Here is a 14,996-nt window from a genome sequence, read left to right as displayed (position 1 = left end):
TTCAGGGCTTGTTCGCGCTGGCGGCCGCTGCAGCTGGTGCAGGCGCTGGCGCTGTGCTGCCGCCATTCACCGTGATGACGCGGCGGGCCTTGTCGTCCATATCCGACATGGCTTGAGCCGCGCTGCGGTTGTGCTGCTCCCAGTCCTCGGCGCTGCGGATGATGCTGGGCTTGATCAGCACGATCAGCTCGCGCTTGCGGCCTGAATTGGCGCGGTTGCCGAACAAGGTGGCGGTGAGCGCATTGCTGTCCGAACCCGGCAGACCGGAACCGCGGCGGTTCGATTCCATCTGCATCAGGCCGCCGATGGCGACGATGGCGCCGTCCGGGATGCGCACCACCGTGTCGGTCTCGTTCATGCTGTTGGAGGCCAGGGGCAGGCGGAAGTTGCCCAGGGTGCCCAGATCGATCTGCTTGACCTTTTCGGTCACGGCGGTGACGGCCGGGTGGATGTGCAGGGTGATCATGTTCTCTTCATCGATCTGGGGTGTGACGTCCAGGGCGATGCCGGAGAAGAAGGGCGTGAGTGTCAGCGTCGGGATGACGTTATTGGTGGTATTGGTCGTCGTGCTGGTGCTGCTGGTGTTGTTGCCACTGGTGATGCCGGTGACGAAGTAGTCATCCGAGCCCACCTTGAGCACGGCTTTTTGATTGTTCAGCGTGGCCACGCGCGGGCTGGAGAGGATTTGCGCGTCGCCATGGCTTTCCAAAAAGCTGATCAGCCCTTGGAAGCCGCCACGCGTCAGCGCCAGGCCAAAGGCGGCGCCGCCGGGTGAGGCGACCGGGATCAGATCGGCCCAAGCCGGGTTTTGCGCCGCGGTGGAAAGCACCGGCAGGCCGTTGCTATTGCTGACTAGGGGATTCAGGATGGTGCCGACGCCGGTCGGGGTGGAGGGGTTGACGCCGGTCTGGCCGATGGCACCGTTTTTGCCCAACACCGACCAGTCGATGCCGCTCTGGAAGCCCTCGCGCAATTCCACCTCGACGATCTTGGCCTCCAGCATCACCTGGCGCTCGACCGAGAGCTTGGTGGACTTCAGGAACGCCTCCACATGGCGCATTTCCTCCGGCATGGCACGCACGGCCACGGTGCCGGCTTGCGGGCTGGCGATGACGGCCCGGCCGCCTTCGGTGCCGATCAAGGCGCGCAGCGCGGCCGTGGTGTCGGACCAAAAATCATTGCGGGTGCTGGTGGAAACCTGCGTGCCGTCCTGCTGCTGCGGCGTGCCGCCGGCACCCGTGGTGTTGGCGTTATTGCTGCCGCTGCCATTGCCCGCAGTCCCGCCCGAGGTGCTGCTGGGGCCGGCGCCCGAGCTGACCCGCAGCTCGCTGCGGCCGACCCGGGTTTGCTGCAAATAGTTCACCGTGAACACCCGCGTTTGCATGGTGGGCGGGAAGACGGTGATGCGGCGGCCATCGATCTTGAAGTCAAAGCCGTAGACATCGCGCAGGGACTCCAGCGCCTCGCGCAAGGTCACGCTCTTGAGGGTGACCGAGAGGCTGCCGCTGACGGCCGGGTGCACCATCATGCTGTAGCGGGTGTCGGTGACCAGGGACAAAAACACATCGCGCACCGGCGCGCCGTTGACGATCAGGTCAAAGCGCGGCTCGGGCGGTGGCGCTTCATGCTGGGGCTGGATTGGCGCCGGCGCTGGGGCGGCTGCGGCCTGGGCGCGCGCGGCCTCGGTCGCTTTTTGCTGGGCCTGGGCTTGTTGTGCAGCTTCCAGCTCCTGGCGCAGTTCCTGGCGCGGTTGGGCCAGCTGCAGGGGCTTGTCGGCGCAGGCGCTCAGGAGGCCGGCCAGGGCCAGCAGCATCAGCTGCGAGGCGGCCGGGCGGGCCCAGCGTGGCTTGGGGCAGGAGAACATGAAAGAGGTCGTCATGGGCGGATTGACTGCTTGGGGGTGGCGCCTTGGCTTCATGGTGTCTCCTGGAGTGGGGCGCTGGGTTCGGCTTTGGATTTCTTGGCCTTGGCGGAGGTGGCGCGCGGCTGGTTGTGCTTCGCCTCGCTGGCCGCCTTCTTCTCGATGCCGGGGTAGATGGCTTCGCGGCGGGTGCCGCTGGCATCACGCAGCCAGACGGCTTGTTCTTCGATGCGCACGATGGTGGCCGAGCCCAGCTTGGCTCCGACGCCCCATTCGCGGCCACCGGATACCACAAACGGCTTGCCTTGGCGCACCACGATCTGCTTGATCTGGCGCCCCGCGGACTCGCCGCTGCTGTCGCCTTCGCCCGTGCCACCGGCCGGGCCGCGCAGGGCGGCAGGCCAGCTGCTGGGGTCGCGCAAGGTCTCGACGGCGCCGTCCTTGCCGGCGTCTTTGCCCGCGGCCGGGCTTTGCGCCTGCGCATTGAGCAGCAGGCCCAAGCTGACGCAAAGCAGGCCCAGGACATGGCGGAGGAGCTTGGGCATCATGGCTTCACCTTGGGCAAAAAGACTTGCAGCTGCAGCAGCACCGGCTTGCCATCGCCCTGAGACCACAGGCGCATCTCACCCCAGTGCAGCTTGGGCACGGCTTTTTCAAGCTGGCCTAGATAGCGCAGCTGGTCCAGATAGTCGCCCGAGAGTTGTAGTTCCAGGCCCAGCCATTCCACGCCGGGCAGGCCGGCATTGAGGCTGTTGTTCACGCTGTTGGGGCTGTTGGCAGGAGGGGCGGGCTTGGCCGGCGCGGCCGGGGCAGCGGCGTCGAAGAGCGGCGGCAGGCTGCCGCTCTTGAGCGTGCTGAGCTTGACCAGGCTGAGGCCGGGATGCTGCTTGAGCAAGGTGGCCAGCAGCTCGGGCAAGCCCAGCTGGTTTTGATCCATGCCCTGGGCACCGGCCGCGATGGCTTGGCGCAGCTGGGCGCGTTCTTGCTCGGCCAGGATCAGGCGCTGCTTCAGGGCCGGGCCTGAGTCGCTCGCAGCGGGCGCCGAAGCGGCCGCGGCCCCTTGGCCGGCGCTGAGGCTGAACTGATCGCGCAAGGTCTTGAGGTCCTGGTTCTGCCTTTGCAGAGCCTTGGCCTGTTGCATGGCTTCTTGCTTGAGCGGGCTGATCAGCAAGCTGTCAAAGGCCGCGATCAGCAAGGCGGCCAGGCAGAGAAAGGCAAACACCCGCTCGCGCAGGCTCAGCGCATCGACCCGTTTGGCAAACAGCTGCCAACGCTGCTGCAGGCCGGAGGTGGGTAAGGCTTTCATGGCTGACTCCCTGCCAGCGCATGGGGTGCAGGATTCATGGGAAGTTCGCTGACCACCCGGAAGGACCAAACCGCCTGACCGGCGCGGGGCTTGGGCAGGCTGGGGGTCTGCAAGGCGAGGGGCGGCGGCGCCATGGCGCCGGGTGAGCCCTCGTTGTTATCCGCAACGGGCGGACCCTCGGCCGACCATTTCTCGACCTTGACCGCGCCCAGCTCCAGGCCGGCCAGCATGGGTTTGCTGGCCAGGCGTTCCAGCCAGGTGCGCAGGGCCACCGGGTCCAGGGTGGCGCCCTGCAGTTCCAGATGGCCGCTTTGCCAGCGCAGCGAAGCCAGCCAAACCGTGGGGGGCACGGTTTGCGCCAGGTTTTTGAGCAGATCGGAATGACGCCAGCCCTCGGCGGCCAGGCCACCCTTGATCAAGCTGAGCACCCGTGCCTGAGCCTGGTTCTCTTGCTCCAGCTCGCTCAATCGCTGAGCCAGCAGCTTGGGATCCACCGGCGGGGGCAGGGCGGCCAGGGCCTGGCTGAGGCTTTGCATCTCGGCCGCGCCGCGATCCTGGCTTTGCTTGAAGGCTTGGCGCGAGGCCTGAGCCTGCAGGCTCAGCCACAGGCCCAGGGCCAGGGTGGCAGCCAGCAGCAGGCCAAAGGCCTGCAGAATCGTCGTGGCCGAGAGCAGACGCTTGGGCGTCAGCAGGATGGGGGTGAGGAGATTGACTTGCTGAACCATGGTTGCGGTGTTCTTGTTCTGTCCTGGCTCGGGTTCAGAGGGCGCGCGACTCTTGGCGCAGGGCGGCGCCCAGCAGAGGCAGGCAGGCTTCGAGCTCGCGCAGGCGCACAGGGTCCTGGAGGCTGGCTTCGTCGATGCCGCTGAACAGCTGCGGCACGCCCATGGCCATGGTGCGCAAACCCAGCTCGCGCTGCATCAAGGCGGCCACCGCGTCTCCATGCTCAGGGGACAGCAGATAGAGCCGGGCCAGGGGCAGCTCGGGCCAGCTGCGCTCCCACAGATCGATGGAGCGCTGCAATTCGATGATGAGGACCGACTCCTCGCTATCGTCTTGCGCACTGAGGTAGTCGGCGCCCGGGGTGTACTCAAAACCCAGCGGGGCTTCTTGCTGGGGTTTGACCACCAGTTGCCCAGTGGCGCGGGCTGCCAGGCGGGGGTCTTGGTCCAGGCGGCGGGTGTAGAAGAGTTCGCCACCGGCGCTGATCGTCAGCAGGCACTGGTCTTCCATCATCAGCAGGGCGGCGCAGGCGCGCTCTTGCAGACCCTCGGACTGGGCCTTGAGGGTTTGCAGATTGCGCAGCGCGGTCTCCCAGGTGTCCACCACCTGCAGAGGCAAGCCGGCGGCGGCGCAATGCGTGCTGCGCTGCTCCACCGCCCGGCTGCGAGCGGCGACCACAAAGAGTTGGCGCTGCACCCGAGGCACATCGCCGCCCACATGCATCACGTCCAGGGTCAGATCGTCCAGATGTTTTTCCACCAATTCCTTGATCTGCCAGCGGGCCGCGGCCTTGAGTTCCTCATTAGGCACATTGGGCGTGTCGACCTTGAGGATTTGGTACTCCTGCGGCTCCAGCAAAGCGATGACCTCCGAGGCGCTCAGATTCAGGGACTGCAGGGCTTTGTCCACCGCCTGCTCAAAGTCCAGCTCGGCGTCCAGGGGGATGGCACCCCAGCGCAGCAGCGGGCAGGGCAGGTTCTGGTTCAGGCTGGGATCGCTCAAGACATAGGCGATCAGCTGGCCGTTGCAGCGCAGGCTTAGGCGCAGCTTGTTCTTGCTGCCGCGTGCTTTCAACCAGGGCCATCTCATCGCTGCATCTCTTTCTCTGGGCTTCTCAGTAGTTTTCGCGTTGGTAAATCAGGCTGTCGGAACCGCGGAACAGGCCGAAGGTGGCCCGCGCCGAGGGATCTTTGACATAGCTCGGCGGATTGGCGCCACACCAGGCCCCCTGCAAATAGGCCAGGGAGGCGGTGGCCGAGGCGGCGGGGCTGGGGCTCCAGGTCTGCAAGCAGCTCTGGTCGCTCAAGGTGTTCAGGCTCAGGGCCACATCCAGGCTGCCGCTGCGCCCGCCGCCGGGGCGGCTCAAGCCAAGGCTGGTCGTGCCCTTGTTGAGCTGATAGGTCTTTGAAATCAGGCTGCCATCTCCTACCGCCAACGTTTTCCTGTAGTTTCCGAAATTCACGGTCTTGGAATCGATGGAAGTACAGCTGTCATCGGTGTTAGTTATGAAGTTCGTGCCGTTCCAGTACTGGGCTTGCAGCGGCAGATACAGGTCACGGGTGGCCGGGCCGATGGCGTTTTGCAGACGCAGCTGGCCAAAGCGCAGCGGCACGGGCATGGGCAGCAGGGGGGCGGCGGCGGTTTTCAGCGCGCTGCGGTCATTGCCGTTGGCGGGGCTGTCGGTGTCCAGATCAAAGCTGCGCATGCCCACGCTGTCCGCGTCGACCGGCGCGATGCCGAAATTGGCGCTGGCGAAGGGGCCGTCGGGCGTGCTGGCGCGGCTGACCCGGGCGACCAGGATGGGACTGGCCTGGCCCAGGGACCAAGTGCCCGAGCTGCTGCTGACCAGGCGGCCGCCCGTCTTGAAGGGGGTGCTGCCTTGAATGCCGGCCAGGTTCAGCACGCTCAGGTCTTGCTTGGCGAAGACATCGGTGTAGTTCTGCGTGGTGGCACCCTGGGCGTTCTGGGCCGTCAGGGTGAAGGCGATCTTGAAATCCTCACCCAGATAGCTGAAGACGGAAGCCGGGCTGCAACTGGCGGCCTGGCGATGGGTGAGCACGGCGTTGCTGGCCACAAAGCCGGCCGGCACAAAGCGGCCCACGCGCTTGTTTTGCACCGTGCCCGCGAAGACGGTGGCGTCCAGATTGAGGCCGGCCGTGCCCAGAAAGTTCTGCACCACGCCGCTGGTGTTGAGGGCGAAGCTGCCGACCTCGCTGTACTTGAGGTCGTTGACCGTGACCTGGCCGCCGCTGAAGCCGCCGATGGACGGGTTGCTGCCGCTGCTATTGCTGAGGCTGCCCAGCACGCCGATGCTGGGCGTTTGGCTGCCGCTGAGCGGGCTCAAGGCGATCGCGCTGCTGTAAGAGGGGGCGAGGCCGCCGGCGGTGACCTGGGCCAGGCTGGCGCCGCTGTCGACCTGGCCGTCACTGCCGGCATCGGCCGTGCTGCTCCAGCGATAGGCCCCCAGGGTGGCGCTGAAGCTCGCACCGGCCGCGCCGAACTTGGCATCGCTGGCTTGGCTGCCGGCCGGATTGTTGACGCCACCCAGGCTCAGGCCGCTGACGACCAGGGCAAAGGGCCGCACGGTCAGGGGCCCCAAGCCGCCGCTGATGGTGGTGGCGGCATAGAGCAAGCTGTCGTCGTCCAGGTTCAGGGCGTACTTGCCGATGTCGCTGGTGGTCAAGCTGAGGCTGGCCACGCCATTGCTGAAATTGGTGTTGAGCAGATTGTTGCTGGCCGGTCTGGCCGCGGGAATGGTCAGCGCGGGCGAGCTGATGGCGGGGGCCGTCCAGGGGCCGCCGCTGTCCGTGCGCCAGAGCTTGAGATTGCGGCTGCCGTTGTAGTCGCTGGCGATGGCGCAGTTGCCGGTGACGCTGTCCTTCTTCCACAAGGCCACTTGCAGATCGTGATTACGGCCGGCCACGACGATATTGCTGCCGCTGATCTTGTTGCTGAGGTCTTCAGACCAGACAAAAGCGGTGTCGCGGAACTGGATGGTGCCGGAGCTGCCCACCGCCGCGCTGAGGCTGCTGTCCTGCACGCTGATCGTGAGGTTTTGCGCCAGGCCATGCGTCAGCTGCAGATTGACCACGCCCGCGTCGCCGGCCGCAAAGCTGTAGCTGGCACGGCCGGTATTGGCCGTGCCCGGCGTCAATGTGCCGGCAGGGCTGGGGCTGCCGCTTGAAAAATCACCCCGGTTGGTCGAGGTCGAGAGGCTGACCGTGCCGGTATAGCCGGTGAGGGTGTTGCCCGAGGCGTCCTTGGCGGTGATGCTGAAGCTCTTGGGGCTGCAGGTGGAGGCGCTGGCCGTGCTGCTCACCACAAAGCTGGCCACCGTGGCCACGCAGGCACTGGGTGTGCGGGCGCTGCCGTCGTAATTGCTGCCGGCTCTCTGGTTGTTGTAGAGGCTGCTGATATTGCTCGCGCTGAGCACGCTGTTGAAGAGCATGAACTCGTCCATCAGGGTGTTGATGCTCTCGTGCGTGCCGGAGTCGATGTCCCAGGAGGCCCCCACAAAGGCCAGATTGCCCTTGGTCTGCGAGTTGACGGACTCCTTGAACGCGCCGTCGATATAGAGCGTGGTCACGCCGCCGCTGCCGGTGACCGCCACATGGTGCCAGCCCGAACTCAGGCTGCTGAAACGGAAGCTGCCACGGGTGATGGTGTTGTTGTTATAGCTGCCCCAGACGTAGTTGCTGGTGCCGTCGATGAAGATCAGATCGCCGCCGCCATCGACCGCCGCCAGGATGTGGTAAGGGCTGCCACCCGAGGTGTTGAGCGGGAACTTCAACCAGGCGCTGACCGTCCAGCTATTGCCCGTGGGCACAAAGCTATTGGGCGTGATGTAGCGCAGGCCGGAGCTGGAACTCAGGTCGGCATAACGGTCGATCACCAGGGGGCTGTTGCCGCCGGTGGTGGCGCCTTGCTGGGCCGTGCCTGGGTAGTTGCCGCGGCTGTCCTTGACCTCGCCTGAGCTGCCTTTGTAGCTGCATTCGTCGAAGTGATAGTCCAGCACCGGGGTGGGCATGCAGGCTGGCGGCATGGGGAAGCCGGTGTTATTGCTGACGCAGCTATTGCCGCAGCTGCTGCCGCAGCAAACGCTGTTGATGGAGGCCGAGGCACCCAAGCTGATGCTGGCCGAACTGCTGGAGCGCACACAGGCTTGGGCAATCGAGGACTGGGCGAAGCTGATGCTGCCGGTTGTGCTGCTGACCTCGCCGCTGACCTTGGCGGCAAAGTCGAAGCTGATGGCCCCGCTGCCGCCCGTGACTTTGCCGCCCACGACGGCCGACTGGCCAATGCTGATGCCGCCTGTGCTGCTGATATTGCCGCCCACCTGGGTTTGGTAGCCCAGACTGATGGTGTTGTTGCTGCCCGTCACATTGCCGCCGACGATGGAGGCTTGGGTCAGAGTGATCCTGCCCGAAGCCGAGATATCGCCGCTGACCTGGGCTTGGTAGGCCAGATCTACCGTGCTGCCGCTGCTGCTGACGTCGCCGGTGACCACGCTGGCCTGGCCCACGCTGATGGCGCCTGCGCTGCTGATGCTGCCCTTGACCTGGCTGAGGTAGCCATTGGCGATGGCGCCGCTTGTGCTGCTGATGCCGCCGTTGACGACACAGTTCTGGCCCACGCTGATGGGGCCGGTGCCGCTGCTGATGGCGCCGCCGATGGAGCTGCAGTCCAGCAGCTGGATGCTGCCGCTGCCGGTGGCCGTCAGCGTGCCGCCAATCACCAGGCCATTGCTATTGGTGCTGATGGAGGCCGCCGTGACATTGCCCATGATCACGCTCTGATATCCCAGAGTCAAAGCGCCGCTGATAACCAGGCTCACATCGCTGGCCGCGCCCGAGGCATTGAAGGTGGCGCCGTTGCTGATGTCCAGCGTGCCGTTGATTCTGACGGTGGCCGGCTTGGGCGCAGCGATGCTGACCGTGTCGCCCGCGCCCAGGGCCAAAGAGCCGCAGGTATAGGTCGAGCCCGAGGCCGTGCAGCCAGCCGGCAGATTGCCGGGAAAGCTATAGGCCACGGCAGCGGCCTCTGGGCTGAACAGGCACAGCGCCAGCAGGGTGCAGAGCCAGGCGAGCAAGGCCTGAGGGTGCAAGTTCATCTCACCAAACGCCGGCTCAGCTGGCGCTCCACATAGCTGGGATTGAGCGGGGCCGTGCTGGGGCAGGCCCCGGCGCTGGGTGCATTGCAGGCGGTCGCGGTGATTTGATAGAAGCTGAAACTGTCGCCGCCATCGACTCCGCTGCTGAGGCTGCAGCTGACGGTGACGACGAAGTCGTTCAGCCCGCCCGGCAGCGCGATATTGGTCTTGGCAAAGCAGCCCGGGGCGGCGCTGGGCGGCGGCGGATTGCGCAGCAGCTGAAAGCTAGCCCATTCCAGCCCGGCGTTGGCGCTTTGCATGGCCCGGGCGGCGGCCAGCTCGCTGGCCGAACCGAGTTGTTGGCGCATGCTGAACTTGGCCATGGCCGCGCCCAAGACGGCCAGCACGACCAGGATGAAGACCATGGAAACGAGGGTGAAACCTGCCTGCCGCACCCGGGAGCGGCAGGCTGTGGCGGGTTGAGGGTCAGGTCTTGCCCGGGGCCCTTCAAGGCAGGTTGTCGACATGCAAGGCATGGTAGAGGCTAACCGTCTCGCCCGTGCCGTCGGTGTTGGTGCCAAGAGTCAATCTGAGGGTAATCAGAGCGGCTCTGGCGGCCACCGAGGCGGGGTTGTAGCTGAAGCTGCAGGCCGCCACGCCCTTGGCCAGCAAGTTGCTACTGCCTGCGCTCGGTGGGTCGGGCTGGGTGGCCAGGAAGCCATAGCCCTGGTAACGCACCAGGGTCTTGTTGATGAGGTCGCAGCGGTAGGTGATGGGGCTGCTGACCGCGTAGACGCGGTAAGGGGGGGAGAGCAGGCCGGTGGGCAAAGGCCCCAGGGCATTGAGATTGATGGTGGTGGCCAGCCCTGGCCCATTGCTGAAACTGCGCCGGTTGGAGCTGGCCTGGGCCGCTGCGCTGCTATTGTCGGCATAGGCATTGGCGTCCGGCACATCCACGCCCAGGTTGTAGAACACCAGTTGCTGGCCGCTGGCCAGGCTCAGGCCGGGGCCGACCAGATCAAAGCTGCTGTCGGTGACGCCAAAGAGCAGGGCATTGCTGCCCTGGGTCGAATAACGGGCCGCATCGGTGGTGGGGATGAGTTCCAGGCCTTGGCCATTGGCCGTCACCCGCACGCTATTGGGCAGGGCGCGGGCCAGATCTCGCCCCATGCGGCGCAAGGCGGTGTCGGCGTTGTCGACCAGGCGGACCCGCTCACTGCTGGCGATATAGGCCTGCACTGGGCCGACGATGAAGACGCTGACGATGGCCGCCGAAATGCCGGTAAGCACGATGACGATCACCGCCTCGATGAGGGTGAAGCCTTGTTGCCCGCGTCGTTGGGCTGCCGCGTGCTTAGATGCCGGCATTGGGTGCATAGCGGCTGCGGAAACCGCTGAGTTGGACCTGTACGCCGTGGGGGCCAGTGACGCTGACGGTGATCATCAGCGCATCGCCACTGGCCTGTGAGATGCTGCCCAAGGCGCTGTTTGTGACCTGGACCGAGGCACTATAGGCTTCCAGGCCCACGACGGCCTGGTTGTTGATGTCGCGAATGCCGCCGCTCATGACATAGCCATGGTAGTCATTGACGTTGTCGAACTGGGGCGTGGTGAAGCGGTTCTCACCGGCCTCGGGGCCCATGGCCTCGGCCTGGCTGGAACAGCCGGTGCTGTCCGCCGCGGTTTCCAGATTGGCGTCGTCGCCGTCGCAAAAGGTGAAGGGCATCAGCTGCACCTCTTCCATCAAGGACTCGGCAATGGCCAGGGCCTGGCGCTGGGCTTGCGGGTCGGCGCTGCTGCTGCCGGCCTGCAAGAAGACGCGCAGGACGCCGGCCAGGGCCGCACTGACCACGACGATGAAGAGGATCAGCTCGATCAGGGACAGGCCGCGTTGCCGGCTCAAGCCACTCGCCCCGGTTTCAGTGGCCCGGCTCATGGCGTGGCGTAAAAAAGGCCGGTTTCGTTCTCCAGCACATAGCCCTGGCTGTAGCTGCCTGAGCTGACGGTGACGGCCAGGGCCGCGCCGGTGGAGCTGATACTGGAGCCGCTATTGCCACTGTTGAAGGTGATGGAGCGGCTGCCGGATTCGGCGATGCAGGGGCTGGAGCTGGCGGGGCAGTCCACGCTGGCGAGCGCCGGGCCACCGCCCACATAGGCGAAAGTCGCGCCGGTGGGGCTGATGGTGGCGATGATGGGCCGCCTCTGCACCAGGGACAGGCGCAGCATGGCCTGCATTTGGCTTTGTAAATCGTCGCTGAAGGCGCGCAGCCGCCACATCTCGGTATCCACCAAACGCGGCAGGGCGAAGACGGCCAGGGCGCCAATCATGGTCATCACGATGACCAGCTCAATCAGCGTAAAACCCCTGCTGGCCCGGGCTGGTAAAGGCGGGCGCACAGGGGCGGGCTCATCAGGCAGGCTGCTCAAGCCTGCCGCTTACTTGATGCCGATGGCCGTGTAGCTGGCCGTGATGGTGCTGTCGGTCGAGTCCTGCACGGTGCAGGTCGCCACCGAGGTGTCGACGGGCACACCGGAAGAGGCGATTCCAGGGGTGATCACCACGGTGGCGGGCATGCCGCCTTGCAGTGCGTCGGCCACCGTGCCGCAGCTGGTGATGGCGACACCCTTGTTCGCGTTGGCCTTGCGTGCAGCATAGTTGACGGCAGACGCGCTGCTCAAAGCACCGGCCACACCCGCCACGGCGGCTTGTTTGGCATCGCTCTTGAGATCCACGAACTTGGGCAGGGCCACGGCGGCCAAGATGCCCAGGATCACGATCACCATCACCAGTTCGATCAAGGTAAAACCGGCTTGCTTCTTCATGATGTTCCTTTTTTCGGGGGGAGATGGGTTCAACAATTATTGGGCTTGGCCGGTGAAGCCTTCACTGGGGAAGACATCGCTGCATACCTTTGCGGCCATTCGAACAAACTGTATATCGGGGTCTGGCGGGGCGACTTGAGATCAAGCAGGTTTTCCCCGGTCTTTCCTTGCCGCCTTGTGAAAAAGTCCCGCTTTGCCATGGCCGGTTTCGCTTAACCGCCGCCGCGGCCCATGGCCGCCTGGCCCAAGTTCCACAAGGGCAGGAAGACGCCGAGCGCCAGGATCAGCACCAGCACCCCGATGATGAGCAAGAGGATGGGCTCGATGGAGGCGGACAAGCTCTTGATGCTGTAGTCGGTCTCGCGCTCATACATCTGCGCGATCTCCATCATCAAACCGTCCAACTCACCGGTCTCTTCGCCCACGGCAATCATCTGCAAGACGATGGGGGTGAACACGCCGGCGGCCGCCGCACAGCGCGAGATGCTTTCCCCGCGTTCCACCCCATCGCGCATTTGCTCGATGCGGCTGCCGATATAGGCGTTGTCCACCGTCTGCGCCACCACGGTCATGGTCTGGCTGATGGGCACGCCCGAGCTATAGGCCAGGGCAAAGCTGCGCGAGAAGCGGGCCAGCGTGGCCTTGAGCACGATCTCGCCGGCAATCGGCAGGCGCAGCTTGCGGCGGTCCCAGCGGTAGCGACCGGTCGGTGTGGCCAGCCAGGCGCGCACGCCCATCACCAGGCCGGCTGCGCCAATGATGACCAGGGGCCACCAGCGCAGGGTCCAGGCCGAAAAGCCCAGCAAGATGCGCGTCATCAAAGGCAGCTCGGCCTTGAAGCCAGCGAACACCGTGGCAAAGGTGGGCAGCACAAAGATATTGATGACGATGATGGCGATGGCCATGGCCACCACTACCATCAGCGGGTAGCGCAGGGCCTGCTTGATGCGGGAGCGGATGTCGATCTCGAACTCCAGATGCTGGGCCAGGCGCAGCAGCACCTCGGTCAGCCGACCCGTCATCTCGCCGACCCGAATCATGGCGATATAGAAAGGGCTGAAGACCTTGGGGTGGCGAGCCATGGCGGTGGACAGCTCGCGGCCCTGGTCCAGGCTGGCACGCAGGTCTTGCAGCATCTCCACCATGGCCGGCTGGGCGGTTGAGGCCTCCAAGCCGGCCAGGGCACGCAGAATCGGCACGCCGGCTTTTTGCAAGGTGTAGAGCTGGCGTGTCATCACCAGGCAGTCCTCGATGCTGACGGGCCTAGCCTGCAGTCTTTGCCAGAAGTCCTGCTTGGGCGTGGACAGGCTGCTGCCGCTGACTTCGATACCGGTGGGCACGACGCCCCCGGCCATCAATTGGGCGGCCACGGCGTCCGCGCTGTCGGCGTCAATCACGCCTTCCAGCAGCTCGCCGCGGTTGTTACGTCCTCGCCAGGCAAAGGCTTGCATCAAGCATCACCGTCAAATGAAATGCGCATGGCTTCCGATAGCGAGGTCTTGCCGGCCAAGACCAAGGCCAAGGCTTGGTCGGCCAGGGTTTTGCCCTTGAGCGCGAGGCGCGCTGCCTGCATAAAGGCCGCGGCGTCGCTGCGCTGTACGGCCAGAGCCATGTCAGCATTCATCTCCAGCATCTCGTAAATGCCTCGACGCCCCGAATAGCCCGAACCATTGCAGGCGGAGCAGCCCTCACCTTTGAGGGTTTCGATGTCTTCACTGCCGCTGCCGGCCACCGCACGCAGCCAGGCCGCCTCCTGTGGATTGCTCCGGTGCACCTCGGCACAGTTTTCGCACACCGCACGCAAGAGCCGTTGGGCGATCACGGCTTGCAGCGAGGTGGCCACCATAAAGGGCGGTGCGCCCATATCGAGCAGGCGAAACGGGGTGCTCATCGCGTCCCTGGTGTGCAGGGTGGACAGCACCATATGGCCGGTGATGGCGGCGCGCAGGCCAATCTCCACCGTCTGCGCATCGCGCATTTCGCCGACCAGAATCACATCCGGATCCTGCCGCAAGGTGGCCCGCAGCACGCGGGCAAAGTCCAGCTCGATCTTCTCGTTCACCTGCACCTGGGTCAGGCCGGGCAGGCGGTACTCCACCGGGTCTTCCACGGTGATGATCTTGCTTTGCTCGGCGTTCAGCTCACTGAGTGCAGCGTAGAGCGTGGTGGTCTTGCCCGAGCCGGTGGGGCCAGTGACCAGCACCATGCCGGACTGCTGGGACAAGATCTCGCGAAAGCGCGCCAGCATGTCGGCCTGCATCTCGATCTGGTGCAGGCGGCGAATCGCATTGCCCTGGCCCAAGAGCCGCATCACCACCGATTCGCCGTACTGGCCGGGCAGGGTGGACAGGCGCACGTCGATGGTGCGCTCGCGCAGGCGCAGGGTGAAGCGGCCGTCCTGCGGCAGGCGCTTTTCGGAAATGTCCAGACCTGCCATCAGCTTGAGGCGCTGGGACAGGGCGGCGGCAATGCGCTTGTCGGCCTGCGTTTGGGTTTGCAAGACGCCGTCGATGCGGGTGCGTATCAGCAGCTCGCCTTCTTGCGGCTCGATGTGCACATCGGAGGCCCCCGCCTGGGTCGCGTCCTCAAACACGCTTTGCAGCAGGCGCACCACCGGCGCGCCTTCCTGGCCCACGCTGGCTTGCAGGGCGCCGAAGTCCACCGCGTCGCCGATGTCTTTCTCCAGCGCCTTGGCCAGGCCGCTGATTTCCTCGCTGCGGCGGTAGTGGCGGTCAAAAGCGGTGGGCAGCTGGCTTTCGGCCACCACGGCCATATTGATGCGGCGCTTGAGCAGGCGGCTCAGCTCGTCGTAGGCAAACAGGTCCAGCGGGTCGGCCATGGCCACCAACAAGGCCTCGCCGCGGTCTTCCAGCACGATGGCGCGAAAGCGCCGCGCCGGGGTCTCCGACAGCAGTCGCACCAGATCGGTCTTGAGCGGAAAGGTCTTGAGATTGACGAAGGGAATGCGCAGCTGGCGCGCCAACACATGGGCCAGGGCCTCTTCGGTGATCAGGCCGGCTTCAATCAGCAGCCGGCCTAACTTCTTTCCTGAGCTGCGCTGCAGCTCCAGGGCTTGTTGCAACTGGGCTTCGGAGATCAGCTGCTGCTGCACCAGCACATCGCCCAGGCGCACTTTTTTTGGTGGGCCCGAGCCCGCGTCAGCATTGCTTGCGCTGTTTTCTGTATCCATCGTC

13 protein-coding genes are annotated in these 14,996 nt (G+C 65.3%); all 13 read right to left on the bottom strand.

Features of this window, described 5'->3' with window-relative positions; translation table 11 throughout:
* Position 1: 1 nt before the first annotated feature.
* Complete coding sequence (locus tag DBR47_RS20825; protein WP_197047205.1) at positions 2-1,879, bottom strand: secretin N-terminal domain-containing protein; 1,878 nt, start codon at positions 1,877-1,879, stop codon at positions 2-4.
* 35 nt (positions 1,880-1,914) lie between these two features.
* Entirely contained in the window at positions 1,915-2,406 is a 492-nt protein-coding gene (locus tag DBR47_RS20820) for a hypothetical protein (RefSeq protein WP_124453709.1), read from the bottom strand.
* The gene (locus tag DBR47_RS20815; protein WP_124453708.1) at positions 2,406-3,167 is read right to left on the bottom strand and encodes a hypothetical protein; all 762 of its coding nucleotides are present in this window, start codon (positions 3,165-3,167) and stop codon (positions 2,406-2,408) included. Before DBR47_RS20815 ends, DBR47_RS20820 begins: the two co-directional genes overlap by 1 nt.
* The gene (locus DBR47_RS20810) at positions 3,164-3,892 is read right to left on the bottom strand and encodes a PilN domain-containing protein (RefSeq protein ID WP_124453706.1); all 729 of its coding nucleotides are present in this window, start codon (positions 3,890-3,892) and stop codon (positions 3,164-3,166) included. The genes DBR47_RS20815 and DBR47_RS20810 overlap by 4 nt, the downstream gene beginning before the upstream one ends.
* Positions 3,893-3,926: 34 nt before the next feature.
* Positions 3,927-4,979 (bottom strand): hypothetical protein, encoded by a 1,053-nt coding sequence (locus DBR47_RS20805; RefSeq protein WP_124453703.1) that lies wholly within the window; start codon positions 4,977-4,979, stop codon positions 3,927-3,929.
* A 25-nt stretch (positions 4,980-5,004) separates the two neighbouring features.
* Positions 5,005-9,000, bottom strand: a complete 3,996-nt coding sequence (locus tag DBR47_RS20800; RefSeq protein WP_124453702.1) for a DUF6701 domain-containing protein — start codon at positions 8,998-9,000, stop codon at positions 5,005-5,007.
* Positions 8,997-9,404: an agglutinin biogenesis protein MshP gene (locus DBR47_RS20795; protein WP_124453700.1), complete on the bottom strand. Its 408-nt coding sequence runs from the start codon at positions 9,402-9,404 to the stop codon at positions 8,997-8,999. The genes DBR47_RS20800 and DBR47_RS20795 overlap by 4 nt, the downstream gene beginning before the upstream one ends.
* 82 nt (positions 9,405-9,486) lie before the next feature.
* Positions 9,487-10,347 carry a type II secretion system protein J gene (locus DBR47_RS20790; RefSeq protein WP_197047204.1) on the bottom strand — a complete coding sequence of 287 codons (861 nt, stop codon included), beginning with the start codon at positions 10,345-10,347 and terminating at the stop codon, positions 9,487-9,489.
* The gene (locus DBR47_RS20785) at positions 10,334-10,915 is read right to left on the bottom strand and encodes a type II secretion system protein (RefSeq protein ID WP_124453695.1); all 582 of its coding nucleotides are present in this window, start codon (positions 10,913-10,915) and stop codon (positions 10,334-10,336) included. The genes DBR47_RS20790 and DBR47_RS20785 overlap by 14 nt, the downstream gene beginning before the upstream one ends.
* Complete coding sequence (locus DBR47_RS25400) at positions 10,912-11,376, bottom strand: type II secretion system protein (RefSeq protein WP_305037023.1); 465 nt, start codon at positions 11,374-11,376, stop codon at positions 10,912-10,914. Before DBR47_RS25400 ends, DBR47_RS20785 begins: the two co-directional genes overlap by 4 nt.
* Before the next feature lie 39 nt (positions 11,377-11,415).
* A complete protein-coding gene (locus tag DBR47_RS25395) occupies positions 11,416-11,802 on the bottom strand; it encodes a type II secretion system protein (protein ID WP_124453693.1) in 387 nt (128 codons plus the stop codon).
* Positions 11,803-12,014: 212 nt separating this feature from the next.
* Positions 12,015-13,253, bottom strand: coding sequence for a type II secretion system F family protein (locus DBR47_RS20770; protein ID WP_124453692.1), 1,239 nt, complete (start codon positions 13,251-13,253; stop codon positions 12,015-12,017).
* Positions 13,253-14,992 (bottom strand): GspE/PulE family protein, encoded by a 1,740-nt coding sequence (locus DBR47_RS20765; RefSeq protein WP_124453690.1) that lies wholly within the window; start codon positions 14,990-14,992, stop codon positions 13,253-13,255. The genes DBR47_RS20770 and DBR47_RS20765 overlap by 1 nt, the downstream gene beginning before the upstream one ends.
* Positions 14,993-14,996: the final 4 nt, after the last annotated feature.

This window comes from Paucibacter sp. KBW04 (assembly GCF_003852425.1).
Lineage (GTDB): Bacteria > Pseudomonadota > Gammaproteobacteria > Burkholderiales > Burkholderiaceae_C > Paucibacter_A.
The sequence above is the reverse complement of the archived record's forward strand: the minus strand, read 5'-3'. Positions and strand labels throughout refer to the sequence as shown.

What these genes read in the sequence shown, in the direction of transcription:
- DBR47_RS20825 (WP_197047205.1), bottom strand. Translation starts at nt 1,879, where the DNA reads ATGACGACCTCTTTCATGTTCTCCTGCCCCAAGCCACGCTGGGCCCGC.
- DBR47_RS20820 (WP_124453709.1), bottom strand. Translation starts at nt 2,406, where the DNA reads ATGCCCAAGCTCCTCCGCCATGTCCTGGGCCTGCTTTGCGTCAGCTTG.
- DBR47_RS20815 (WP_124453708.1), bottom strand. Translation starts at nt 3,167, where the DNA reads ATGAAAGCCTTACCCACCTCCGGCCTGCAGCAGCGTTGGCAGCTGTTT.
- DBR47_RS20810 (WP_124453706.1), bottom strand. Translation starts at nt 3,892, where the DNA reads ATGGTTCAGCAAGTCAATCTCCTCACCCCCATCCTGCTGACGCCCAAG.
- DBR47_RS20805 (WP_124453703.1), bottom strand. Translation starts at nt 4,979, where the DNA reads ATGAGATGGCCCTGGTTGAAAGCACGCGGCAGCAAGAACAAGCTGCGC.
- DBR47_RS20800 (WP_124453702.1), bottom strand. Translation starts at nt 9,000, where the DNA reads ATGAACTTGCACCCTCAGGCCTTGCTCGCCTGGCTCTGCACCCTGCTG.
- DBR47_RS20795 (WP_124453700.1), bottom strand. Translation starts at nt 9,404, where the DNA reads ATGGTCTTCATCCTGGTCGTGCTGGCCGTCTTGGGCGCGGCCATGGCC.
- DBR47_RS20790 (WP_197047204.1), bottom strand. Translation starts at nt 10,347, where the DNA reads ATGCCGGCATCTAAGCACGCGGCAGCCCAACGACGCGGGCAACAAGGC.
- DBR47_RS20785 (WP_124453695.1), bottom strand. Translation starts at nt 10,915, where the DNA reads ATGAGCCGGGCCACTGAAACCGGGGCGAGTGGCTTGAGCCGGCAACGC.
- DBR47_RS25395 (WP_124453693.1), bottom strand. Translation starts at nt 11,802, where the DNA reads ATGAAGAAGCAAGCCGGTTTTACCTTGATCGAACTGGTGATGGTGATC.
- DBR47_RS20770 (WP_124453692.1), bottom strand. Translation starts at nt 13,253, where the DNA reads ATGCAAGCCTTTGCCTGGCGAGGACGTAACAACCGCGGCGAGCTGCTG.
- DBR47_RS20765 (WP_124453690.1), bottom strand. Translation starts at nt 14,992, where the DNA reads ATGGATACAGAAAACAGCGCAAGCAATGCTGACGCGGGCTCGGGCCCA.